The 21,477-nt window shown below is 32.3% G+C and carries 24 protein-coding genes and 1 tRNA gene; 4 read left to right on the top strand and 21 right to left on the bottom strand.

Going from position 1 to position 21,477, the window contains the following annotated elements; genetic code table 11:
• The first annotated feature begins 2 nt into the window (after nucleotides 1–2).
• Entirely contained in the window at nucleotides 3–692 is a 690-nt protein-coding gene (gene pnuC / locus J4T76_RS08005) for a nicotinamide riboside transporter PnuC (protein WP_267345532.1), read from the top strand.
• 374 nt (nucleotides 693–1,066) lie between these two features.
• On the opposite strand, the gene J4T76_RS08000 is transcribed toward pnuC, so the two are convergent.
• The 6 genes from J4T76_RS08000 to J4T76_RS07975 are packed head-to-tail and all read right to left on the bottom strand — an operon-like array spanning nucleotide 1,067 to nucleotide 4,585.
• A complete protein-coding gene (locus tag J4T76_RS08000; RefSeq protein WP_267345531.1) occupies nucleotides 1,067–1,696 on the bottom strand; it encodes a protein-L-isoaspartate(D-aspartate) O-methyltransferase in 630 nt (209 codons plus the stop codon).
• A 6-nt stretch (nucleotides 1,697–1,702) separates the two neighbouring features.
• Nucleotides 1,703–2,725, bottom strand: coding sequence for a tRNA pseudouridine(13) synthase TruD (truD, locus tag J4T76_RS07995; RefSeq protein WP_267340665.1), 1,023 nt, complete (start codon nucleotides 2,723–2,725; stop codon nucleotides 1,703–1,705).
• Between the two features lie 21 nt (nucleotides 2,726–2,746).
• On the bottom strand, nucleotides 2,747–3,232 hold the full coding sequence (ispF, locus tag J4T76_RS07990; protein WP_267340667.1) for a 2-C-methyl-D-erythritol 2,4-cyclodiphosphate synthase: 486 nt from the start codon (nucleotides 3,230–3,232) through the stop codon (nucleotides 2,747–2,749).
• Nucleotides 3,233–3,251: 19 nt separating this feature from the next.
• A complete protein-coding gene (gene ispD / locus J4T76_RS07985; RefSeq protein ID WP_416380280.1) occupies nucleotides 3,252–3,953 on the bottom strand; it encodes a 2-C-methyl-D-erythritol 4-phosphate cytidylyltransferase in 702 nt (233 codons plus the stop codon).
• On the bottom strand, nucleotides 3,950–4,246 hold the full coding sequence (gene ftsB, locus J4T76_RS07980; RefSeq protein WP_267340670.1) for a cell division protein FtsB: 297 nt from the start codon (nucleotides 4,244–4,246) through the stop codon (nucleotides 3,950–3,952). The genes ispD and ftsB overlap by 4 nt, the downstream gene beginning before the upstream one ends.
• Before the next feature lie 21 nt (nucleotides 4,247–4,267).
• Nucleotides 4,268–4,585 (bottom strand): TusE/DsrC/DsvC family sulfur relay protein, encoded by a 318-nt coding sequence (locus J4T76_RS07975; protein ID WP_267340671.1) that lies wholly within the window; start codon nucleotides 4,583–4,585, stop codon nucleotides 4,268–4,270.
• A gap of 192 nt (nucleotides 4,586–4,777) precedes the next feature.
• Between J4T76_RS07975 and J4T76_RS07970 the strand changes: the two genes are divergently transcribed.
• Nucleotides 4,778–4,865, top strand: a tRNA-Ser gene (locus J4T76_RS07970).
• A gap of 315 nt (nucleotides 4,866–5,180) precedes the next feature.
• Here J4T76_RS07970 and J4T76_RS07965 read toward each other — a convergent pair.
• The 3 genes from J4T76_RS07965 to J4T76_RS07955 all read right to left on the bottom strand — a co-directional run bounded on the left by J4T76_RS07965 (nucleotide 5,181) and on the right by J4T76_RS07955 (nucleotide 6,800).
• Nucleotides 5,181–5,684, bottom strand: a complete 504-nt coding sequence (locus J4T76_RS07965; RefSeq protein WP_267340672.1) for a hypothetical protein — start codon at nucleotides 5,682–5,684, stop codon at nucleotides 5,181–5,183.
• Between the two features lie 79 nt (nucleotides 5,685–5,763).
• Nucleotides 5,764–5,982, bottom strand: coding sequence for a hypothetical protein (locus J4T76_RS07960; protein ID WP_267355608.1), 219 nt, complete (start codon nucleotides 5,980–5,982; stop codon nucleotides 5,764–5,766).
• A gap of 2 nt (nucleotides 5,983–5,984) precedes the next feature.
• A complete protein-coding gene (locus J4T76_RS07955) occupies nucleotides 5,985–6,800 on the bottom strand; it encodes a baseplate hub domain-containing protein (RefSeq protein WP_267355606.1) in 816 nt (271 codons plus the stop codon).
• Nucleotides 6,801–8,004: 1,204 nt separating this feature from the next.
• On the opposite strand from J4T76_RS07955, the gene J4T76_RS07950 reads away from it, so the two are divergent.
• Entirely contained in the window at nucleotides 8,005–8,412 is a 408-nt protein-coding gene (locus tag J4T76_RS07950; protein WP_267346378.1) for a hypothetical protein, read from the top strand.
• A 70-nt stretch (nucleotides 8,413–8,482) separates the two neighbouring features.
• Here J4T76_RS07950 and J4T76_RS07945 read toward each other — a convergent pair whose 3' ends face one another.
• The 12 genes from J4T76_RS07945 to J4T76_RS07890 all read right to left on the bottom strand — a co-directional run bounded on the left by J4T76_RS07945 (nucleotide 8,483) and on the right by J4T76_RS07890 (nucleotide 19,539).
• Entirely contained in the window at nucleotides 8,483–8,821 is a 339-nt protein-coding gene (locus J4T76_RS07945) for a hypothetical protein (RefSeq protein WP_267355604.1), read from the bottom strand.
• A 9-nt stretch (nucleotides 8,822–8,830) separates the two neighbouring features.
• Nucleotides 8,831–9,034, bottom strand: coding sequence for a hypothetical protein (locus J4T76_RS07940; protein ID WP_267355602.1), 204 nt, complete (start codon nucleotides 9,032–9,034; stop codon nucleotides 8,831–8,833).
• 242 nt (nucleotides 9,035–9,276) lie between these two features.
• Complete coding sequence (locus J4T76_RS07935; protein WP_267339752.1) at nucleotides 9,277–10,095, bottom strand: helix-turn-helix domain-containing protein; 819 nt, start codon at nucleotides 10,093–10,095, stop codon at nucleotides 9,277–9,279.
• Nucleotides 10,096–10,909: 814 nt separating this feature from the next.
• Nucleotides 10,910–12,442, bottom strand: coding sequence for a DHA2 family efflux MFS transporter permease subunit (locus J4T76_RS07930; protein WP_267339754.1), 1,533 nt, complete (start codon nucleotides 12,440–12,442; stop codon nucleotides 10,910–10,912).
• An 8-nt stretch (nucleotides 12,443–12,450) separates the two neighbouring features.
• Nucleotides 12,451–13,464, bottom strand: coding sequence for an HlyD family secretion protein (locus tag J4T76_RS07925; protein ID WP_443135220.1), 1,014 nt, complete (start codon nucleotides 13,462–13,464; stop codon nucleotides 12,451–12,453).
• A 227-nt stretch (nucleotides 13,465–13,691) separates the two neighbouring features.
• Nucleotides 13,692–14,435: a 3-oxoacyl-ACP reductase family protein gene (locus J4T76_RS07920; protein WP_267339756.1), complete on the bottom strand. Its 744-nt coding sequence runs from the start codon at nucleotides 14,433–14,435 to the stop codon at nucleotides 13,692–13,694.
• Nucleotides 14,436–14,456: 21 nt separating this feature from the next.
• Nucleotides 14,457–15,257, bottom strand: coding sequence for a MaoC/PaaZ C-terminal domain-containing protein (locus tag J4T76_RS07915; RefSeq protein WP_267345298.1), 801 nt, complete (start codon nucleotides 15,255–15,257; stop codon nucleotides 14,457–14,459).
• Nucleotides 15,247–16,512: a beta-ketoacyl-[acyl-carrier-protein] synthase family protein gene (locus J4T76_RS07910; protein WP_267339759.1), complete on the bottom strand. Its 1,266-nt coding sequence runs from the start codon at nucleotides 16,510–16,512 to the stop codon at nucleotides 15,247–15,249. The genes J4T76_RS07915 and J4T76_RS07910 overlap by 11 nt, the downstream gene beginning before the upstream one ends.
• A 15-nt stretch (nucleotides 16,513–16,527) precedes the next feature.
• Nucleotides 16,528–16,761 (bottom strand): acyl carrier protein, encoded by a 234-nt coding sequence (locus J4T76_RS07905; RefSeq protein WP_267339761.1) that lies wholly within the window; start codon nucleotides 16,759–16,761, stop codon nucleotides 16,528–16,530.
• 32 nt (nucleotides 16,762–16,793) lie between these two features.
• Nucleotides 16,794–17,969: a cysteine desulfurase family protein gene (locus J4T76_RS07900; protein ID WP_267339763.1), complete on the bottom strand. Its 1,176-nt coding sequence runs from the start codon at nucleotides 17,967–17,969 to the stop codon at nucleotides 16,794–16,796.
• The gene (locus tag J4T76_RS07895) at nucleotides 17,969–18,328 is read right to left on the bottom strand and encodes an iron-sulfur cluster assembly scaffold protein (protein WP_267339764.1); all 360 of its coding nucleotides are present in this window, start codon (nucleotides 18,326–18,328) and stop codon (nucleotides 17,969–17,971) included. The genes J4T76_RS07900 and J4T76_RS07895 overlap by 1 nt, the downstream gene beginning before the upstream one ends.
• A gap of 32 nt (nucleotides 18,329–18,360) precedes the next feature.
• Nucleotides 18,361–19,539 carry a LuxE/PaaK family acyltransferase gene (locus J4T76_RS07890; RefSeq protein WP_267339765.1) on the bottom strand — a complete coding sequence of 393 codons (1,179 nt, stop codon included), beginning with the start codon at nucleotides 19,537–19,539 and terminating at the stop codon, nucleotides 18,361–18,363.
• A 307-nt stretch (nucleotides 19,540–19,846) separates the two neighbouring features.
• On the opposite strand from J4T76_RS07890, the gene J4T76_RS07885 reads away from it, so the two are divergent.
• Nucleotides 19,847–20,914, top strand: a complete 1,068-nt coding sequence (locus tag J4T76_RS07885) for a flavin-containing monooxygenase (protein ID WP_267339767.1) — start codon at nucleotides 19,847–19,849, stop codon at nucleotides 20,912–20,914.
• Nucleotides 20,915–21,477: the final 563 nt, after the last annotated feature.

Here is a 21,477-nt window from a genome sequence, read left to right as displayed (position 1 = left end):
TTATGAATAAATTAAAACAATTTATAATAGTTATTGGACGAAATAAATTTTATCCGCTTTTTTGCATATTTTGTGTAACGCTAGCCTTTTTATACACCGATCCATTTAGTCAATTTAATCTTCGTTACACCATTTCCTATATTGGAGCTTTTTGTGGATTGATCTGCGTAATATTATTGGCTAAACGCAAAAATATCGGGAATGTGATGGGTATGTTAGCCAATATTGCCGAATGCTTTGCCAACTTTCTTAACGGTAATATTGGTGCTGGTTTACCAAGTATTTGCTATTTTGGTTCACACATTTATGGCTTACTTAATTGGCAAAAAAATCAAGATAATAATAAAAATGTGAAATCCCGAATCTTAAACGAAAGTAATTTTTTATGGACCTTCATCGTACTCATTGTCGCAGTATTTTTAAATGTTTATATCACCGAATCCCTTGAAGTCAATAATAGTAGTTATCAGCTTATTACTAACTGTTTTATCTTTGGACTAGGGATTGTTGCTCAGTTATTATTGATGATGCGCTATTCGTTTAATTGGTATTTCTGGGTGATATTAAATATATTGGTTATTGGTCTCAACCTTTATACGAATAACATTGTTATTGCTGCACAATATTTAATTTATCTATTTAATGCAATTTATGGCATTTGTGAGTGGAGAAGTTCTGAACAAAAACAATAAAACTGTTTGTAATAAAACTTTAGGTAATGCATAAATTTCAATAAAACAGTCATCCATGTAAGCAGCATGGATGATTTCATATCTATTTGCTGATATTTAAAAAAACTAATAATTTTAATGAATTATCCATTTTAAATAAAAATTTTTAATCAATTATTTATTACTTTTATAATAATTACGATAAAGGTTAAGCATGAATGGATATAACACGATAATACTTAAAGAAAAATTAGCAAAATCTAATTGACAAAAAGTCGTTCGCATTATTAAAGGAGCGAAAAATGGCCTACAATAAAGGATCAAGCAGGAAAATATGAATATTCAATCTTGAGTATTAATGACTAAACAAAGTTATCCGTTTATAAAGAGCTTTATTATTCAATATCACCTTTAACGAGCGGAACAAATTTAACCTCCTCTACATTTTTCACAATAAAATTTTCACCACTACGTTTTATTAATTGAAGCACCTGATTGTCTTCATCACCAACAGGAATGACTAAGCGCCCATTATTCGCTAACTGCTCTAAAAGACTTTGTGGTACTTGTGTTGCAGCAGCAGTGACAATAATACCATCAAAAGGACCACGTTCAGACCAACCTAACCAACCATTTCCATGTCGAGTAGAAATATTATGAATGTCCAACTGCTTTAAACGACGTTTAGTATTCCACTGTAAACTTTTAATTCTTTCAACCGAACAAACGTGGTTGACTAATTTGGCCAAAATTGCCGTTTGATAGCCAGATCCAGTACCAATTTCAAGCACTTTAGAATTAGGTTCTAAATGTAATAACTCAGTCATCTTTGCAACTATATAAGGTTGTGAAATGGTTTGTCCACTACCTATTGGTAGAGAACAATTATCATAAGCCTGATGGGATAATGCCTCGTCTATAAAGTGTTCTCGAGGTATAGAGGCAAAAGCGGTTAAAACACGTTCATCTTTGATTCCCTGCTGACGCAATAATTTAATTAAAGACTGCATTTTTAAACTTTGCATATTTATTTACTTATTTCCTATTATCAATTCGCGTATAACACTTGTGGCGTAACATCCTGACGGTAAATAAAAACTCATACTAAGGCTATTATCATCCAGCCATTGCCAGCTAAGTTCTAAAGGATATACAACTATTGAGCGCCTTGCCGTTTCAAGACGCTCTTTTTTAAATAAATCATGAAAACTTGACCACTTTTGTAAACAAATTTGCTCAAATTCAAGTGCTTGAGACATTGTTCCTAGTGGCGAATCGCCCAACATTGGTGCAGTAATAGTGATTTCACGATTTTCCAAACGATGTTGTAATAAATCTAGTTCATCTGTTTTTGCAACAAACCAACTACCGCGCCCTGCAAGTTGTAATATATCCCCATCAAGCACAGTTTTATGCAATTTTTTTTCAATTCGCTGACTGACCATTTCATTAAAAATCACACTTCGTGCTGCTGAAAGGTAAAAACTGCGTTTTTTACGGTCTTTAACGGAAATTTCGCCATTCGCCCATTTGATGGCTTGAGTAATATTATTTTGTTCGCGACCAAAACGCTGTTCGCCAAAATAATTTGGCACACCATTTTGTTTGATTAACGGTAATTTGGTTTCAAGCTCAGATTTATCACTTAGCATTTTTAACGTGATATCAAAATAGTTACCTTTTAAAGAACCTATTTTTAATTTTTTATTATGCCGTGTAATCTTTAAAATCTCACATCCGTCTAAATTAAAAGCCGAAAAATCAGGCGTTACTTGACCTGGCATGTGTAAACTAAACCACTGACGAGTTACCGCTTGACGATCTTTTAATCCTGCATAACTGACTAATTTAGCAGGAATACCAACATATTTAGCTAACTGTTCAGCAACAAATAAAGTATTACAATCACGTTTTTGAAGATAAACCAAGACGTGTTCACCATCACCAGTTAACTCAAATCCAAGATCTTCAGTGACAATAAAATCATCATAATTTTGTTTATATTGTCCTGTTATTGTAGGTTTTCCATAAAAATAATTCAGTTCTGTTAACACGAATGTTACCTATCTTTTAATTTAATTGACTTCAGCTATTTTCGTTAATAATACGACTGCTTCACAGGCTATACCTTCTTTACGTCCGGTAAAACCTAATTGTTCTGTAGTGGTTGCTTTGACACTAATTTGATCAAAATGAACATTAAGATCTTCAGCAATGTTAATTCGCATCTGATCGACATGACCACGCATTTTAGGTTCCTGGGCAATGATCGTCGTATCTAAATTGACAAGTTCAAAACCTTTGTTTTGGATAATGTGATAAACTTTTCTTAATAATATTCGGCTATCAATTCCCTTGTACTGAGGATCGTTATCAGGAAAAAGTTTACCAATATCACCCATTGCTAATGCACCAATTAACGCATCCGTTATTGCATGCAGTACCACATCACCATCAGAGTGAGCAACCAGACCATATTGATAAGGAATTTTCACACCTCCAAGCGTAATGGGACCTTCTCCGCCAAATTTATGAACATCAAATCCATGACCTATTCGCATAGTTCTACCTATTTGTGATTTATGTAGTTAAATAAAAAGTGGCCAACGCCAAGTCCTCAGGTCGAGTAATTTTAATGTTATCGCGACGACATTCAACTAATAATGGATGCCCGCCACAATATTCAATAGCAGAAGCTTCATCAGTAATAGTCATATGATTATCTAAAGCCCGCTGCAAACATGATTTTAGCTCATCTGCTTTAAATAATTGTGGAGTTGCTGCCGCCCATAAATAATTCCTATCTTCTGAACATTCAATAATATTGTCATTATTTTGATAAGAACGTTTTATGGTATCACTGACTCGAGTAGCTAAAATACCGCCTTTTTGTGTATTAAGTACTATATCCATTAATTGTGTTATATCATCATGACAAACACAAGGTCTTGCTGCATCATGAACGAGCGCCCATTGATTATCATTTATTAAATGCAAACCTGCCAATACTGACTCAGCACGAGTTTTACCGCCTATAGTAACTTTTATTTTATCATGCATTGCAACTGCAAGTGTTTTAAATATTACATCTTCGCGGTTAATAACGACAATAACCTGTCTTATTTTAGGATGTGATAACAGTTTATTCAAAGTATGCTCAATGACTGTCATTGAGTCAATTTTCAAATATTGTTTTGGTATTTGGTTGTTCATACGACAACCAATGCCAGCTGCTGGAACAATTGCGACAATATTACTGGTATTATTCACGTTACGCCTTATCGAGATTGCGGGTTGGGATCAATAATAATCCGATAGAAATATTCATTTGGCTTTACCATACCTAAATGGCTACGCGCACGCTCTTCTATCGCTTCAGAACTGCGTTGCAAATTATTAATTTCGGCAAACATTTGTTCATTACGATCTTTTAATTGTGCGTTTTGGTCATGAAGATCAGCCAACACTTGTAGATTATCTTGGTAATCATAAACGTTGTTTTTGCCATACCATAGCGAGTATTGCAAATAACCAAGTACAATAAGTAGTATTAAAGGCAATTTCCATCTAATCATGAAATTAATCTATTCGCTTATTTAGATACATTTAACGGGTTTTGGTAAGCCTGCAAGTTTAGTAGCTTGTTTAGCAGGACCCTCTGGGAATAACTTATATAAATAACGACTATTACCCTTTTCAATACCAAATTTTTTTTCCATCGCTCTTACTAATGCTCTAATCGCTGGCGATGTTTTATACTCTAAATAAAAATCACGGACAAATAAAATCACTTCCCAATGTGCATCTGTTAATTCGATAGACTCCTTTTCTGCCAACAAAGGAACCAAATCAGCAGTCCAATCCTGCCAATTTTTTAAATAACCATTATCATCAGTTTGTATTTGCTCTAACATTTTTGTAAACACGCATTTTTATTTGCGCCATATTATACCTGTTAAAATAAATTCCAACACTATTTTGATAGTAAAAGCACCATATTTACACTAATTACCACTAAATTTGATGAAATTTAAAGCAAACGATTAAAAAAATCAAAATACCTATTTACAAATGAGTAAGTCTACTTTAATATGCACAGCCATTGCGGAAGTGTGGCTGAGCGGTTGAAAGCACCGGTCTTGAAAACCGGCGAGGGGCGACCCTCCCAGAGTTCGAATCTCTGCGCTTCCGCCATCTTTCCTAAATAGGAAGCGATTAGTTACAATTCAAAAATTAAAATATCATCTTGTTATAAAATAATATCACTTAGTATTAATTTCAAATATACAGCATTATTTATTCTAATCATAACTTAATTATTTCCTTCAAAAACAATATGTAATTTCAACTAATCACAATAAACGACATTAACAACAAGTTACCTAATAATAATCCCTAATAATGGCTCAATTTACGTTTGTAAAAATGTCCATATCTTATTTTTTCACTGGCTATAAATCGTGAATGGTGATTTTATCAAACTCCATTAAGGCTAATGGATTTATAATTTTATTGAGAAAGTTTAATTTCAAACTTATTTGTTACTGCATTCTGATGTAAAACACAATCAGCGAACTCTTCAATATTTGATCTCAACTCATAAATCTTGCTTTGAGAAGTCCAATAATAACTAAGTTCGAACAATTCAGAATATAGTCTATCTACCACCTGTTTAAAATTTTGTTCATTAATTACATTTCTGACATACCTGATTTCATACCTGCAATTTTTATTTAACACAAACTTTCGAAGTGTGTAAGCTAGATTCCTATCATGTTCTATTTTACCGTAAACCAATATGAATATTTTTTGCATGTCATTTAATCCAATTGATATGGGTATAGTATCTTCAGGCGTATTGTCGAAAGGAGACAAATTTCCAATTTTGTTGCTAAGTGATACGCAATAAATATCAATGCTATTTATATCGCTAAATTTACCTGTTCTCGCAATTATTTGCTTAACACGTTTACTGCCATTACTATGTATATTGGATATTTCATCGTCTGACATGAATATACAAAAGGCGAGAATAGACCTCTCTAATATCATTATTAAATATGAATTTTGACCCTGATCATAACAGCCATTATTATTCAATTCTCACCGTGCTTTGATTTCCATACCAGACATAAATGAGTTTATTCACTTTAACAGTACCAAAAACAACAGGAATTTCAGTGCCCTCTTTGGATGTCCCCGTATTAATATCATCCGCAGTCATTTTGTTACTTGCTTTTACTCTTGCAGCCAATAAAACACCTGCTATCGCGGCTATAATCGAAACAGCTATACCAATAATTGCAAACATAATTAACCTATTGATGTTTTAGTTGGCGATTCAAGGGGGAGGTAAGGAAAACCACCATAGTTGATTAGATTACCATTAAGAATAAGCGATCCTTTTTCATTGTATATTTTGAACGATTTACATGCATTAGTTGTTCTATCACAACCCTTATAAAAAGTAGCCTTTACTGATCCGTCTTTTAATGCGTTTTTTATGTGTTTATTTTCTCTTATCATTGTGATAGATTTATCAGTATTAGCAATAATATAAGTTTGTTCAATACCTTCAAAATCAACAATACCGCTTGCTAAATAATTATCAGGAATAGAAGATTCAAAATTCACAATGAGTGTATTTTTTTCCATCCCAGTTATTTCTCCAGAAATTGCAAAATATTTTTTATTTAATCCGCATTTTTTCCCATACAATTGATATCGGCATGTATGTTGTACACGTTCATTGACAGCAGTGTTACCGCTTCGGGTAATAAATAATTCAAAAGTAAACGTCATTTCTTTTTTTGATATTTTAGTTTTAGTTAACCGTCCTGACCACGACAGTTGTAAAGAATTATCGTTATTTACAAATATATCAATAAGAAGATACTTTGTTATGTCAGGATTGATCCAATCTTGTGCCAGTTTGTTACTAATTGGTACACTGATTTCAACGTTATTTTTAGATAACGTTGAATCTCTTTTTATTGCTGTTCTTTTTATGCTTTCTCTCGTAAATATTAACCCGTTAATTTCTACGGGTTTCATTCCGCTAGTATAACGAATAATATTTGATCCATTACTAAAAACATAAAGTTCTGTCTGTTTAAATAAATTAATCATTAAAAACCTCTACAATCGGTATTTCAGATGTTGCTTTTTGATTTGTGCTATATTCAATAGTGATTGAATCAGCATCTAGACGATATTTAATTAAGTAAGCAATCTTCTTGACCCGACCAATAATTGGCTCTTTTAAGGTTAATTCAATATTCCTGTCATTAATTTTATGACCGACTATTTTTGTATAAATAACCTTATCGTCTAAAAATATTGCAAGGTGTTCGATGGCTGAATGGCTTATTTGGATATGGTTATTATATTTACAATAAATAACATTTTCTCGGTTGAAAGATACGATTAAAGCACTGGTTTCATCGCATAACCAAAAAGGTTTAAATCTTCCGCACAGACAGTAAATTAATTTTTTAAACGCGGTGATCTGTGAAAGATTTTCAAGATAGAAAACAAGGCTACGCGCTGACGTAGTCTTGTCCCATTTTTTAAGCCATGTGATTACACCAGTTTCATAATCGATTAGGTCGATATCTTGGTTGGAGCTTATTTCTCTTGTTGTGTAATTATTATGAATAACTTCATATCCAATATATGTTTTTACGTCATCGGGCTGATAATCTATTTCATCGATATACTCGGCTTGGTAAGAGAGATTACAGCCATAACCCGCAGTGTGTAGTTTAACATTTGAAATATAAACATCATTTAATTTTACCGCGTAAGCTTCGCTATATCTGTACTTTACTTCACTTGTTTTCGATGCAATTCCATCATCATTGCCATCATTGTCATCATTAAAAACAAAAGTAAAATTGTTTGGCGATAATTTATTATTGAATTTAAAATAATGCTATTATCAACATCCGTATGCCATGTCACCAATTCATTTAATCTACCGTTTTGATAAATAAGTAATTGTTCGCATGCTGATTGATATAAATATATTTTTTCAATTCTGTCACCTTCATTAATCGCACCAAGGTAGACAGCACCAACAAAATTAGGGATCTGTCATACATCATCAACACCATGTTTTAAGTTGTTAAAATACTCAAGGTGCCTATTCTGGTTGATATATAACTTTATATCAGCTGTAACTCTTGGTAAAATCCTGATTTGTAGCCTGTTTTCTTTTCCATTTAGCGATTCAATAACATCGGTTAACCATGCGTAAGTTTCGCTATAATCAGATAATGGCTGCTCTATTAATATTTTTTTCATAATTTACAATATAAGGGGTGATAGGAAGATGAAAGGAATAATTGCCATTTTGGCTTTTGCGTTTGTTTTAACTGGGTGCTCAATCCCTCAAAAAAAATATGATTTAGATTTATCTGTAGCTGATTCATATAATTATGACGCTTTACCAAGCAATTATCGTGATGTTGCAATTGAGTTTATATCATCACAGTTAAAAGACCCATATTCAGCTCATTATAAAATGTACAAACCAGTCAGAGCATTTAACAAATTAAGCAACGACTATTTTTATATAGTCCCAGTTGGTGTAAATGCTAAAAATGGTTACGGAGCATATACAGGATATAAAATGTTCTATATAGGCAAATTTAGAGGCGAATTTCCACAAAGTAGGAATATAGCAGTAACTTTTAAAAATGATATTATTATTGACAAACTAGAACCTGAACTAGATTGACATCCCCCCTCCCTAAGGGAGGGGTTTTACGGATCTACGGATAAAAAACAGCAGTTACCAATTAACTTTATTAGGCAGCTCCTCGAACTATACTACTTACTTCCTCTCTGTTATTCCTCAATTGATTAAGCACTATCTGTTCACCGCCACGACCTGATAACCATTCACGTGCTTTTTCATCACTATCAACTAGAGCAATATTGATCACAGGCTGAGAGTTAATAACTTCAGTTTGTTGTGAGGCTGGGGAATAACTTGGTTGCTGAATGGTTGCATCGCCGCGCTGCAATAGTTGTAGAGAACCTACACCAATTCTTGATGTTGAGGCAGCATCCATAACAAATTCCCTGCCATGTACTACTCCTGCAATCTCGCTTATCCCTATATTGCCTGTATATCCCCCATTCATAAATCCTACTTATTGCGATCTAATTTGTTGAACATTTGCTATACCTGCGGCAATCGCAGCCGCTGCCGCCGCGCCAAATGCAGGACCAACATAAGCAATACCAGCCATCGATGCATAAGCTGCTGTTGGAGATTGATAGGTGTTAATAATCGCTTGGGATATCGCTGCCGCTTTGCTGAACATTGTCATTTTTTTATTATTAGGATATTGCATTTCTGCAAGACCACCAAAAAAAGAATCAGCTTTAGTTATTAAGTCTAGGACTAAAAAAGTTGTACTCAGTTGCCAAGTCGTGATGAAAAACTTAAGAGATATTTAAGGAGAGTTGTGGACGTGAAGTAAGAGAGGAGTTTTTATCTTGTCACTTATTTAATGATATGAAACAGTTTTCAAACACTGGCAACAGATTGGCTATGGATATGCAATTGGGAAAGATCTCCTTAAACAAATAATTTTTAAGTATGTAATGCTTGGAATACACTGTACAAACAGTAATGTTTTCCACACATTTCATATTTGTTATCAATGATTAAGGCTCTTTTAAGATCGGAAGGTCTTAAACCAAAACTGGATAAGCATGTTCTACTGAGATGAGCAGAATCAGAAAACCCCATATTACTCGCTAATGTTGTCAAAGTGGTTGGAGAATCAATAGTATTCATTACACCCTGTAATTTTTTCCATAAAAGATAACCTCTAAAATTAACACCTAATTTAGCACGAAATAGATGAAGGAAACGGCTTTCGGAAAGAAATATTTGATCAGCTACTTCCCGTGAAGATATTTGTTTTACGGGCAATGATGAAATGATTGAAACCGCTTTATTAATTCTGTTATCTGTATCACACTCACAATTTGGTGAATCTTCACACAATAACTTACAAATATGTCCTATATCAAAATTTTGATTAAGTGTGATTGATTTAATTAAGTAATAAGCTAATTTTAAAGCTTCGCTACTACTTAGAAAATAAACAGGATTAGCTTCGGTAAAATGGTATAATAAATGATAAAGAGGCTCTTCCGGTTCTATTAATAAATTAATACAGCATATATTTGATGCATTTAATTTATGACGAATATTCGCTTGAATAATAAATCCAAATACATTTTGTTTTGTATCCGATGTTTCTAACTCTAAAAAGACATTATGCAATGATATAGTCAATTGAATACAAGGATGACGATGCCAATCTGTTGTTATATTGTAAAGAAAATGTAATGTTGAAAAATTTTGATTATATACTTTAACTAATGAATCATTGTTTGACATGATATATTACCTTTGGTTATTTCATTAAATGATTATTACTAAATATTTTTAAATTTAGGTTATAGTAAACACCTCAAATTTTCACAATCAGGGTAACATAAATAATTCATAAAGTTAAGAAAGAACTACAGAAATATCTTTTTAGCTGCTTTCATCCTACAACTATAAATTTCATTAAAAAATCACATAAAATTTCTCAATCTTTTTGTCATTTTTCAATTGAAAAGTCAGTATAAATGCCTTGTTCATTTACCTGTACCACCAAAAAAACCTTAACGATTTCTTTACTAAGTAAATATTGAATTTAAGGTTAGTCGAATATATCCTGCCAAAACTTAAGAGAAGTGTTTGCTTAATGGAAAATATTATGAAGATAATAAATGATAATGGGACCAATGCATGACCTAAAAATATTACTAACTCAATATTTTATACCAATCATATTGTATCGGAGACTATTATAAAATATATAAATAATAGCCAAGCAATGAAGTTGATATAGATAAAGTAATGTCTACCAAAAGAAAAGAATGTAAACCGAACAATCTTAAAAATTTATTCCACATAAAAACATGACGATAGATATAATTTACTACGTCACTTTGGCGTTTTGTGTTAAAGCAATTTTATGATGCCTTAGTTATATTAAAATGCCTATTTCATATGAAAATATTTTCTGTGTTGATGCAAACACAGAAAAAAGAATAAGCACACTATAAGTTGATACACTGATTAATAACGTTTTGTATATTGATTTCTATAGCTCAAAATCTTATACCTCTTGTCATACCATATATATTTGTTTAAATGATCATTAATCTACTCCACTACTGTTCTTAGAGGTAATGGTTGATTTTGCAAACCAAATAACTATGATTAATAGTAAAAAAATAATTCCATATAACCAAAAAATTTCGTTTGATGCAATTAATAGCCCCTGATTAGTGATGCTTTGCGCTAACTTTGCTGAGACCTGATTTTCAGACAAACCTTGTTGTTGCAATTGTTGATATGTGTAATCTAGAGCATACGTATTTTGATAGATTAGATCAGTCAATTGGCTATGATGAATTGCTTCGCGCTGCTCCCATATTGAGTTTGTTAAAGAAGTACCTACAGAAGTAGCAAGCGTTCTAAAAAAATTGAATAAACTTCCTGCTGCTGCCAATTTATGAGGCGGTATATCTGTTAGAATAATTATATTTAGAGGCATAACAAAACATGCTATTGCGAATCCTTGAACAAATTGAGGCCATGCAAAACTTGAAAAACTCATGTTCGGCTCAAACGAATAAGCTCGCCAAAAAAAGCAACAAGCAAAAACAACAAAGCTCACGGTTACAAATTTTCTCATATCGATAGAAGGAACAAAATGACCTATTATTGGAGAGAGAAGTATAGGAATTAAGCCGATAGGAGCTAGGGCCAGTCCCGCCCACGTCGCAGTATAACTGAAAACTCTTTGTAGAAGTTGAGGCTGTATCACCAATGTTCCAATGTGCAATAAAAATGCTAGACTGATGCAAATTGTTCCTACTGTAAAATTTCTTGACTTAAATAGAGTTAAATCAACAATAGGGTTATCTGATGTTATTTCCCATAGAATAAAAAAAGAAATTGTGGTGAAAGCTATTACAGAAAAGAGAACAATTTCAGATGAATCAAACCAATCAAGTTCTTTACCTCTATCAAGAACAAGCTGTAAGCTCCCAATACCTACTACTAATAAAACAAGCCCGATAGTATCAATTTGGGATTTTTTATACTCTGTTTCTCTTCCTTTTAATATTATTTTAATGCTTATCCAGGCTATCAAACCAATAGGGACATTTAGTAAAAAAATCCAGCCCCAATAAAAATTATCACTTATCCATCCACCTAAAATAGGTCCACACACAGGAGCAATAATAATTGTCATTGACCATATTGCTAATGACATATTTTTTTTTGAATTTGGAGAATTAGCTAATAAAATACTTTGTGAAAGAGGGACAATAGGTCCAGAAACGGCACCTTGAAATATTCGTGAAATGATTAACGTTTCAAGACTATTCGAAATGCCACATAGCCAAGAAGCTATAATAAAGAATAAAATTGAAAACGAAAATAATTTTACTTCTCCAAAACGCTTAGCTAGCCAACCAGATAAAGGAATTGAAATAGCATTAGCAACAGCAAATGATGTAATTACCCATGTTGCTTGACTAGTTGATGCACCTAAGTTTCCTGCGACAGTGGAAAGGGCTACATTGGCTATAGTCAAGTCTAAAATTTGTAAAAAAGCCACTGTTGCCAGAACAACAATAAACCCTATTAATTTCATTCCTGATAGAGGTAATTGTGACATATCATATCTCACTGGTTAGATAATATTAAGTTAGTTTGCATGATTTCTCGTATCAACTGTTCAAATTCTTCAGAATCATAAGAAAGTACATCTGTTTGATACTTAACTTCTTTAGGTGAAACATCTGTAAGTAATTTTCCACTGATATCACTGGTATCAACTTTCACTTCCATAGATAATCCTAACCGTAATGGGTGCTTTTTAATCTGTTCTTTATTTAATTCGATGCGAACCGGTAAACGTTGAATTACCTTAATCCAATTTCCTGTTGCATTTTGTGCAGGTAATAATGAAAAGACACTGCCTGTTCCCATAGCAATACCAGAAATGATTCCATCAAATTTAATATCACTTCCATAATAATCACTTGTTAATGTGACTTTTTGACCTATTCGAATACGTTTTAATTGAACTTCCTTAAAGTTAGCTTCTACCCAGACTTGATCAAGAGGAACAATAACAAATAATCGCTCCCCTTTATTTACCTGTGCTCCAATTTGGACCTGACGTTTTGATACATACCCTGTTACAGGAGAAACAATTTTTATTCGTTTTAAGTTAAGCCATGCTTCCTTAAGTTTAAAAATAGCTTTTTGAATATTTGGATGTTCTAATAATGAATTTTGCATTAATAAAGCATTATTAATTTTTAATTCTTGCTTGGAAATATTCAAGTCATTTAAAGCTAGTGAGACATCTTGCCTAGCATGATCTATTTCTTCTTGTGAAATAACATGACGTGACCAAAGATTTTCTCTTCGTACTAAATCTTTTTCTAATCTATCTAATGTCACTTGTTTTAACTGAATACTGGATAATAGTTTTTCCGTAGTTAATTTTATTTGTTGAGTTTCTCTTATTACTTTTGCCAATTCATTTTTTGCATAACCAAAATTATTTTCAGCATCAATTGATTCTAATTGAGCAATAACATCTTTTTCCATTACCAAATCATTATCGTCAACATAAATGGAAGATATACCTCCACTTATTTGTGCGTGAATGGGAATTTGATTTCCCATGACATACGCATTGTCTGTAGATTGAACAAATTGATAAAATAGACTCCAAAAGATATAATATCCTAGCCCAATACTTAAGAAAATTATTGATAAAATTATCAACTTTTTCTTTCGTCTGGACGTCTTATTAGACGATTGGTCATCAATTTTTTTTATCATTAGATCCTCCCTTCTACATTCTTAATCAAAGTCATTCTTTTTGATAATTTGATAAAATGTCCTTATAATTATGCGGACATTCCACCATCAATAATTAAAGTTTGACCTGTAATATAACTGCCACCTGGGCCCAGTAAAAAACTTGCTGACATTGCTACTTCTTTAGTGGAACCTACCCGAGCTAACGGAATTTGTTTGAGCATTTTATTGTATGCACTATTTGGCAATGCTTTACTCATATCCGTTTCAATTAAACCTGGCGCTATTGCATTAACCCTAATATTGAAACGTCCTAATTCAACAGCTAAAGAATGAGTCATACCAATCATTGCAGCTTTTGAAGCTGCATAATTTACTTGGCCAATATTTCCTTTAAAAGCCGTTACTGAACTAATAAAGAGAATACAACCATTTCCTTGACTAATCATATGAGGTAAAAAAGCATTATTTATCAAATAACTAGATAAAACATTATTATTCATTACTTCTAACCATGCTTTTTGATCCATATTTATAAACAAACTATCTTTCACTATACCTGCATTGTTAATTATTGCATAAGGAGCACCAAATAATGAAATACATTTATCTGCTAATTCATTCACTTCTTCCTGTATCGAAACATCGCATTGAAAAGCCGTGCATTGCTTTCCTTGTGAAATTAAAGAATCACATAATGCAATTGCATTTTCCCTACTATTTTTATAAGTGAATACAACGTTATATCCAGATTCAGCCAGTTCAGATACAATTTCAGCACCAATGCCTCTAGAACCACCCGAAATAAAAACCCATTTATTAGAATTTTCCATATTTAATCTCTCTATTTTAATTTAACTATTCGTTTTTATGCCCATAATATTCATTGTTATAATTAACGATATTTCATTCATAATCCAAACAGGGATAACAAAGCTAATTAATAATGATTCTTCATGAAATGTTGTTTCATTGATTATCACGTCATACTCCACAGTTTCGGGCAACTTTTCTAAATTTTGATGGCTTATATGCGGACTTACAAAAACCTGATGATTTGTGTGTAAAAACATAACTTTATCACCAATAAACTGTTCTTGCCCTTCCATAAAGCTTTTAAATTTTCCGGTACATAAAGGAGTTGCATGTTTGGATATAAAAAGAGAAAAAATAAGTGCATCAAAGTATATCCATAATAAAGAAATACGAGGAAAAATTGTTTGAAATTCTTGTAGCTTTTGCTTCATTAATGCAAACGAAATATTAAATTTTTGAGTCTCTGAAAAATCATAATTTTGCATCGTTTTTTCAAACCTATTTTTTTGAACACGACCAATAAAATATTTTTTTGTTAAATTTATATCTTGTAATGCAAATGAGAGCTTACTGTCCGTATTTTTTAATGAAAGTTGATACTCTTTATCAACATCCAAAGGAGCTCGCAAAGAAGAATACCAAACGTACCCTTCTTGTTGCTGCTTCATAAATAAAGATGTTGTGTGCTGTTTCAGAGGAAGCATAGCAAGCATGCCATGAACAGCTAGATTGTCTAATCCTATTTGTCTTGCTTTTAGTTCTTCAAAATGAATTGGGTTATAATCACTTGAAAAATTAGCCCATTCCTTTAGGGAATTTTTGTTAAATTTAAATTTCATTGTTATACCTTTCAAAAATCAAAGCACTGTTTGAACCTCCGAATCCATAATTGACATTTAAAACAGATTGAATACTTTTTACCTGACGATGTTTGTTCGGTACATAATCCAAATCACAATCTGGGTCCGGATTATTTAGATTAATAGTCGCTGGAATCATATTAGTTTCAATTGATTTTATACTTAGGATTGACTCTAACGCACCTGCCGCAGCGATAAGGTGACCAGTATAAGATTTAGTACTTGATATTGGCACTGAATACGCTTTTTCACCAAAGACACTCTTTAACATATTTGTTTCATTGAGATCATTTAATTGCGTTGAAGTACCATGTGCATTTATATAATCAACTAACTCTATATCAGCTTGTTTTAGCGCATTTTTTACAGCATGATATCGACCACCACAATCAGGAGCTGGAGTTGTTACATCATAAGCATCTGAGCAATTACCATAGCCGGTGACTTCAGCTAAAATGACTGCCCCTCTTGCTAACGCTGTTTCATATTTTTCCAGGCAAAGTATGGCTGCTCCTTCGGATAATACAAAACCGTTTCGCTTTTTATCAAATGGGCAACAGGCATTTTCACGATTTTCCTGTTCTTTACTTAAGGCATTGAGAATATCAATGCTCCAGACATTTAGAGCATTATTTAAACTTTCCCCACCTCCAGCTATTATCATATCTGCTCGCCCACTTCTAATTATTTCTACTGCATCACCAATTGCAATACCTCCTGTGGCACAGGCTGAAACTGGAGTATTTTGATAACCACGTAAATTCCAGTTCATTGATATCATTGCAGAACCAACATTATGCATCGATTGGATATTAGTTAGCGGTGAAGCAAAACCTTCTGAATTATAAGAAAGGCAATTCGAAGCCAGTTCATCAGAACCGCCCCAACCCGTTCCAAAAATGACACCGCGTTTAAAAGGTGAATAATGCTTGTCCAGTTCACTTAAATCGTTCCCAAAAGCCATTTTCAACGCTTCATCAGCAGCAATCAGACCTAAACGACAAAAACGCGGTGCATTTTTTAAAACTTTTTTGGAAAATGGAGATAAATCTAATTCAAATGGAATTTTACCGAAAAACTTGGCTGTAATAGATTTATCTTCATATTCATATTTAGAGTATCCAATTTTATAATCTATGATAGCATCCCAAATTTGAGCTACATTTTGGCCTAAGGAAGTAACAGCCCCATAACCGGTAACAACTACACGTTGTTTAGAATTTTTATTCTCCATGTTAGTTCCTTAAAATTATAAAGATTGTGACAAGTAGTCAATAAATTCACCAACTGTACTGATTTGTTTTTGTCCTAATTCGGCCATATTAACGGACACACCATATTTTTTCTTTAGTGCAACTTCAATTGATACATAATCTAAACTCACAAGGTCTAACTCTGTTAAAAGTGTATCTCTAGTAATCATTTCTGGATCAAAATCCGTTAATTCAGTAATTTGCGTAACAATAAAATTAAATAATTCCATACTATTTTCCTTTTTTATTAACTTGATAAACTTCAATTATTTTTTCCAGATAAAGAAAGTAAGTAACAAACTTCTATATGAATTGCGTTTGCTAATATATCGATTTCCTGCAAAGTTGTGTCATGACCAAAACTGATGCGAACCGCACTATCAATTTGTTCATTAGAGAGTCCCATTGCTGAAAGAACATAAGAACGATGGTTTTTTTTATTATTGCTACAAGCAGATCCTAAAGATAAAGATATACCGTGCAATAAACTTAGCCTGCTGGCCAAAGATTCGGCTCGAATACCATCAAAACTAATATTCAATGTCCAAGCTGCCTGAGATTTCAAATTGTTATTTCCATTAATCACATATTGAACAGACAATAAATTTAATTTTTCTAAAAGAGCCTTTCGCAATTTACGATAATGTTCATTTCTCAAATCTAACTGACTTTCTGCCTCTTTGGCAGCCATACCCAAACCAGCTAAGCCAATCGTATTTTCAGTTCCACTACGTAATCCTTTTTCTTGCCCTCCACCATGTAGTAAAGGCGTTAAGGAAAGATTTTTCGAAATAAACAATCCACCGATTCCTTTAGGACCATTAAATTTATGCCCTGAAAAAGATAATGTAGAAATTCCAGGTAATTTACTTAATGGTATTTTAATTTTTCCCACTGCTTGGACAGCATCAACATGAAACAAAATCCCTTTCTCATACGCTAAATGAGAAACTTTTTCGTAATCTTGAATAGCACCTGTTTCATTATTAATAGCCATCATTGAAATTAACTTTGTATTCGGTTGGATTGTTTTCTCAATATCAATAAAACTGATTATTCCTTCTTTGGAAGGCTGTACTAAGGTTAGCTGCATTCCCTTTTTTTCAAAAAAGTATAAAACTTCAAGAATAGAGGGATGCTCTATGCTAGTACTAATCACATGAATTGAAGTTAAATCCGATTCTGAATATTGTGATAAGATGCTTTTTAATGCAAAATTATTACTTTCTGTTCCTCCTGATGTTATAACAATCCTATCTGATTGAGTATCTAGCAACTTTGCACATTCCTGATGAGTATTTTGCAAAATTTCTTGGGGTATTTTATTAAGTAAATAATGACTAGATGGATTTGCATAATACTCCATCGCATCTTGCATCTTTTTTTTTACTGCATTACTCAAAGGAGTAGTTGCATTGTGATCAAAATATAAGTTCATTACACCTTTTCCTTAATTTGCTTAAATAAGCTTATTAGCATTTCTACACAATGTTGTTGGGATGGTTCAAGAACTCCTAATAATTCTCCTATTTCACTGTCTGAAATTTTTCTGACTTGAGACAAAGGATTATTTTCAACATATTTGCAAAAGATATTAGACATAGCTAGGGATGTTGTACATCCCCATGCTTGAAAACGAGCTTTTTCAATCTTATCTTCTTCTTTATTGTAGTTAATAAAAATATCAACCTTATCCCCGCAAACCGGATTTGAAAGCGCTAATTTAATTCCGGACTCCGTCATCTTTCCTTGATATTTTGGATCACAAAAATTATCTGTAATGATTTTATTGAACATGTTGTCTCCTGATTGATTTGTACAGCATGAATTTAATTTTTTGCATTCTCACAAACATCATTTTTATTCATGTTTTTTTCCAAAGTAACAGCACAGCAACCAAACTCTTTTGCTGTTGGAGTACGACTTACAAATTCAATACGTTGAGAATTGCGCCAAGATTTTGTTTCATCGTTACGAATAAATACTAAATCTTCAGTTTGAATCATTGCCGGTACGGAAAGAGAAAGGGGATCAAAAATAGCAAGTTGTCCAACTTCTCCATCTGGTACTTCTTTCGATAAATCATTAGGATCTCTAACGGAAAAATGAATATATGGGGGGACATGCTTATGGTTGAATTCATCTTCAATGGCCATAAAATTGGCTTCTACCATACCATACATATCTCGAACATTTGAACTAGGGATTCCTAACCAAGTTTCAATATCTTGATTGAGTTCTTTTCTGGAAATCATTTCCCCAGTGAATCTTTTCCAACCTCCCATCATTATGACTAAACTCTGTGAATCTAATTTCAACTTAATATTGTTAGTTTTTAGATAAGTAATAAAACGATTGATTAAAAATGGAGGACCAATGATATGTCGAGAAAATTTATTTTCCCAATTCATTAACGCTTCTATTGATTTTTTAGCATCAAACTCATAGTTATCACCTAGTGCATAATATCTAGTATCCAATAAACCTGTTAGAAAATTAAAAATTTTCACCATCGCCATTTCGGGTACATCTTCTGGTGATGGACATAAAAATAATCCAGCTCCTGTCGATATTTGAAACATAGAACGGTAATTAGATACCACAGCAAAAGCAGTGTTAGTCATGGTATCATGGCAACGTCTATAAACACTTGGGATACCACTAGTACCAGTTGAGCGCATTTCATGTTCAATTTCTTGAAGTGGCTTACTTAATAATTTATAATTATCGCCCGACTTAAACACCGATACTGGGATCAATGGAATTTTTGTTAAGTCTTCAAATACTTTTATATTAGATGGAGTAAAGTTCTGTTCTTCACAAATTTTTTTATAATAGGGGTTGTTCTCAAAATGATGCGTGACGGTATCTTTAATCAAGCATAATTTAAGTTCTTTTTGTTCTGATTCCGATAATTTATATAATTTATCGACATCAGCAATTAAAAGCCTTAATGGATCAAATCCACTCATCTTTATTTCCGAATATAAACTCGCTATATTTTGCATAATTTAACTTCTCCCTTTATTAAATGAATTTACCTTTTTTGTTAATATTTCGTTAAATAAGAGTTAAGATTTTATAAATTATTAAATAATATTGTCTTGAATAAATTAGCTAAATTTGTAAGTTGCAAAAAAATCGCTGAATGTTTTATTAAATCTAATAACAGGCTAATTCTGCATGTTTTGTTACTTTTGGTTGTATTGAAAATAGCTTCAAATAAACAAAACAGTCAGTTTATTCAAGTCAGTAACTTTCGAATTAATATACTATTTACACGATATATTAACTAGGAATAGGAAGAGAAAACTGATGATTTACGATTGTTTGATAGTTGGTGCAGGTCAAGCTGGATTAAGCCTAGCATCATTCCTGAGTCAAAAAAAAATCTCTGTTATTATACTAGAAAGAGATAAACGGATAGGGGATGTTTGGCGAAGACGACCCGATAGTATGAAATTATTTACGCCAAGAATAATAAGCCAGTTACCGGGTTTAGTGCTAAAGGGAGACCCTAAAGGATATCCTGATAAGAATGAGATAGCTGACTACTTAGAACTTTATGCTCAACATAATAAATTAAATGTTTTATTGAATAAAAATGTGTGTTCAGTAGAGTATAATGAAAATATTTATTCCATAAAAACGCAAGATGGCGAAATATTTCATGCAAAATGTTTGGTCAATGCAACGGGTGCAAATCAAAAGGTTGACGTTCCTGAAATAGCTAAATGTATTTCGCCTGAGATTAAGCAAATCACCATAGATCAATATCAAAATCCAGATCAATTGAAAGAAAAAAAAATTGCGATCATTGGTGATGGTTCCGGTGGTCGTCAAATTGCTAAAGAATTAGCAAAAACACATAATGTCACTTTATTTTGCGGTGCGCCTCGTCCATTTTTTCCAAAGGAACTGTTTGGTGTAAATACATTAACTATATTAAAAAAATTGTCTATTTTAGATGCTGATACAAGAAGCATTATGGGGCGTTGGCTGATGAGAAGAGGATTTATTCCTTGTAATGATATTGTAAATAAAGTTTTACGCAAAATGGGAGTACAATTCTATTCTAAGCTTATCAGTGTAGATAATAAAACATTGATATCTGATAGTGGAGAAAAATGCCAACCAGATGTTATTATCTGGAGCCTTGGATATGCAGAAGAGACAAACTGGTTAACTATTCCTAATACTGTTGATTCCGCAGGTTTCATCTGCCTAATCGGTCATGATTTAGGAGGTAAAACATCTTATCCTGATTTATTTGTAGTTGGGAAAAAATGGCTCAGTTGTCGTGCATCTGAACTAATTTGTGGGTGTGTTAATGATGCTAAACGCGTAGCTAATTTTATTGAAATAGCTCTACATAATAAATGATTCATGTGTAAAACTTCTATCCATGTAATTAGGCTTATAACGATTTAATTTTTTTGATTTTTCATTTTTGCGTGTTATCCTTCCACAAACTAGCCCTGACGAAGATAGAGTAAAATTTTATTTGATTGCGTTCATTCTTAACTTCTAAGGGCTTTTTCATCAAAATTATTTTAATATAAAGTCTCTTTTATTTGATTAGCGACTCACATTAATTGAATTAAAAATAACAGATATGATATCACGTATTAAAATTGTGATGAACACTAAATTTAGTGCAATTAAAATAGACAAATCTATATATATTGCAAAAACCTTTTTCATCGAAATAAATTCAATATTTTTTTAATTAAAATAAATCGATCTTAGCCTGACATAATGCCAGTATTTTGGAGTCGTTAAAAATGACATTAATAACTTTTGATATTTATATTTAAATAATTATTATAAAGATTAATTAATTTGGATATCACCAAACTGATTTTGGTTTTGATATTTTAAATACAAAGGACGATAGCGATATGAAAAAATTTTTAATAATAGAACTTAATGAATAATTATACGGT

This window comes from Gilliamella sp. B3022, from assembly GCF_028751545.1.
Lineage (GTDB): Bacteria > Pseudomonadota > Gammaproteobacteria > Enterobacterales > Orbaceae > Gilliamella.
This window is presented reverse-complemented; position numbering and strand designations above follow the sequence as displayed.

Excerpts from the sequence above, each read along its gene's own strand:
- J4T76_RS07890 (WP_267339765.1), bottom strand. The coding sequence starts at position 19,539 with ATGCAAAATATAGCGAGTTTATATTCGGAAATAAAGATGAGTGGATTT.
- J4T76_RS07935 (WP_267339752.1), bottom strand. The coding sequence starts at position 10,095 with ATGTCAAACAATGATTCATTAGTTAAAGTATATAATCAAAATTTTTCA.
- J4T76_RS07910 (WP_267339759.1), bottom strand. The coding sequence starts at position 16,512 with ATGGAGAATAAAAATTCTAAACAACGTGTAGTTGTTACCGGTTATGGG.
- J4T76_RS07930 (WP_267339754.1), bottom strand. The coding sequence starts at position 12,442 with ATGTCACAATTACCTCTATCAGGAATGAAATTAATAGGGTTTATTGTT.
- J4T76_RS07950 (WP_267346378.1), top strand. The coding sequence starts at position 8,005 with ATGAAAGGAATAATTGCCATTTTGGCTTTTGCGTTTGTTTTAACTGGG.
- J4T76_RS07920 (WP_267339756.1), bottom strand. The coding sequence starts at position 14,435 with ATGGAAAATTCTAATAAATGGGTTTTTATTTCGGGTGGTTCTAGAGGC.
- J4T76_RS07900 (WP_267339763.1), bottom strand. The coding sequence starts at position 17,969 with ATGAACTTATATTTTGATCACAATGCAACTACTCCTTTGAGTAATGCA.
- J4T76_RS07955 (WP_267355606.1), bottom strand. The coding sequence starts at position 6,800 with ATGATTAATTTATTTAAACAGACAGAACTTTATGTTTTTAGTAATGGA.
- J4T76_RS07945 (WP_267355604.1), bottom strand. The coding sequence starts at position 8,821 with ATGAATGGGGGATATACAGGCAATATAGGGATAAGCGAGATTGCAGGA.
- J4T76_RS07915 (WP_267345298.1), bottom strand. The coding sequence starts at position 15,257 with ATGAAATTTAAATTTAACAAAAATTCCCTAAAGGAATGGGCTAATTTT.
- J4T76_RS07925 (WP_443135220.1), bottom strand. The coding sequence starts at position 13,464 with ATGGGAAATCAAATTCCCATTCACGCACAAATAAGTGGAGGTATATCT.
- J4T76_RS08000 (WP_267345531.1), bottom strand. The coding sequence starts at position 1,696 with ATGCAAAGTTTAAAAATGCAGTCTTTAATTAAATTATTGCGTCAGCAG.
- J4T76_RS07975 (WP_267340671.1), bottom strand. The coding sequence starts at position 4,585 with ATGTTAGAGCAAATACAAACTGATGATAATGGTTATTTAAAAAATTGG.
- J4T76_RS07960 (WP_267355608.1), bottom strand. The coding sequence starts at position 5,982 with ATGTTTGCAATTATTGGTATAGCTGTTTCGATTATAGCCGCGATAGCA.
- ftsB (WP_267340670.1), bottom strand. The coding sequence starts at position 4,246 with ATGATTAGATGGAAATTGCCTTTAATACTACTTATTGTACTTGGTTAT.
- J4T76_RS07895 (WP_267339764.1), bottom strand. The coding sequence starts at position 18,328 with ATGTTCAATAAAATCATTACAGATAATTTTTGTGATCCAAAATATCAA.
- J4T76_RS07885 (WP_267339767.1), top strand. The coding sequence starts at position 19,847 with ATGATTTACGATTGTTTGATAGTTGGTGCAGGTCAAGCTGGATTAAGC.
- J4T76_RS07940 (WP_267355602.1), bottom strand. The coding sequence starts at position 9,034 with ATGCAATATCCTAATAATAAAAAAATGACAATGTTCAGCAAAGCGGCA.
- J4T76_RS07905 (WP_267339761.1), bottom strand. The coding sequence starts at position 16,761 with ATGGAATTATTTAATTTTATTGTTACGCAAATTACTGAATTAACGGAT.
- ispF (WP_267340667.1), bottom strand. The coding sequence starts at position 3,232 with ATGCGAATAGGTCATGGATTTGATGTTCATAAATTTGGCGGAGAAGGT.
- pnuC (WP_267345532.1), top strand. The coding sequence starts at position 3 with ATGAATAAATTAAAACAATTTATAATAGTTATTGGACGAAATAAATTT.
- J4T76_RS07965 (WP_267340672.1), bottom strand. The coding sequence starts at position 5,684 with ATGTCAGACGATGAAATATCCAATATACATAGTAATGGCAGTAAACGT.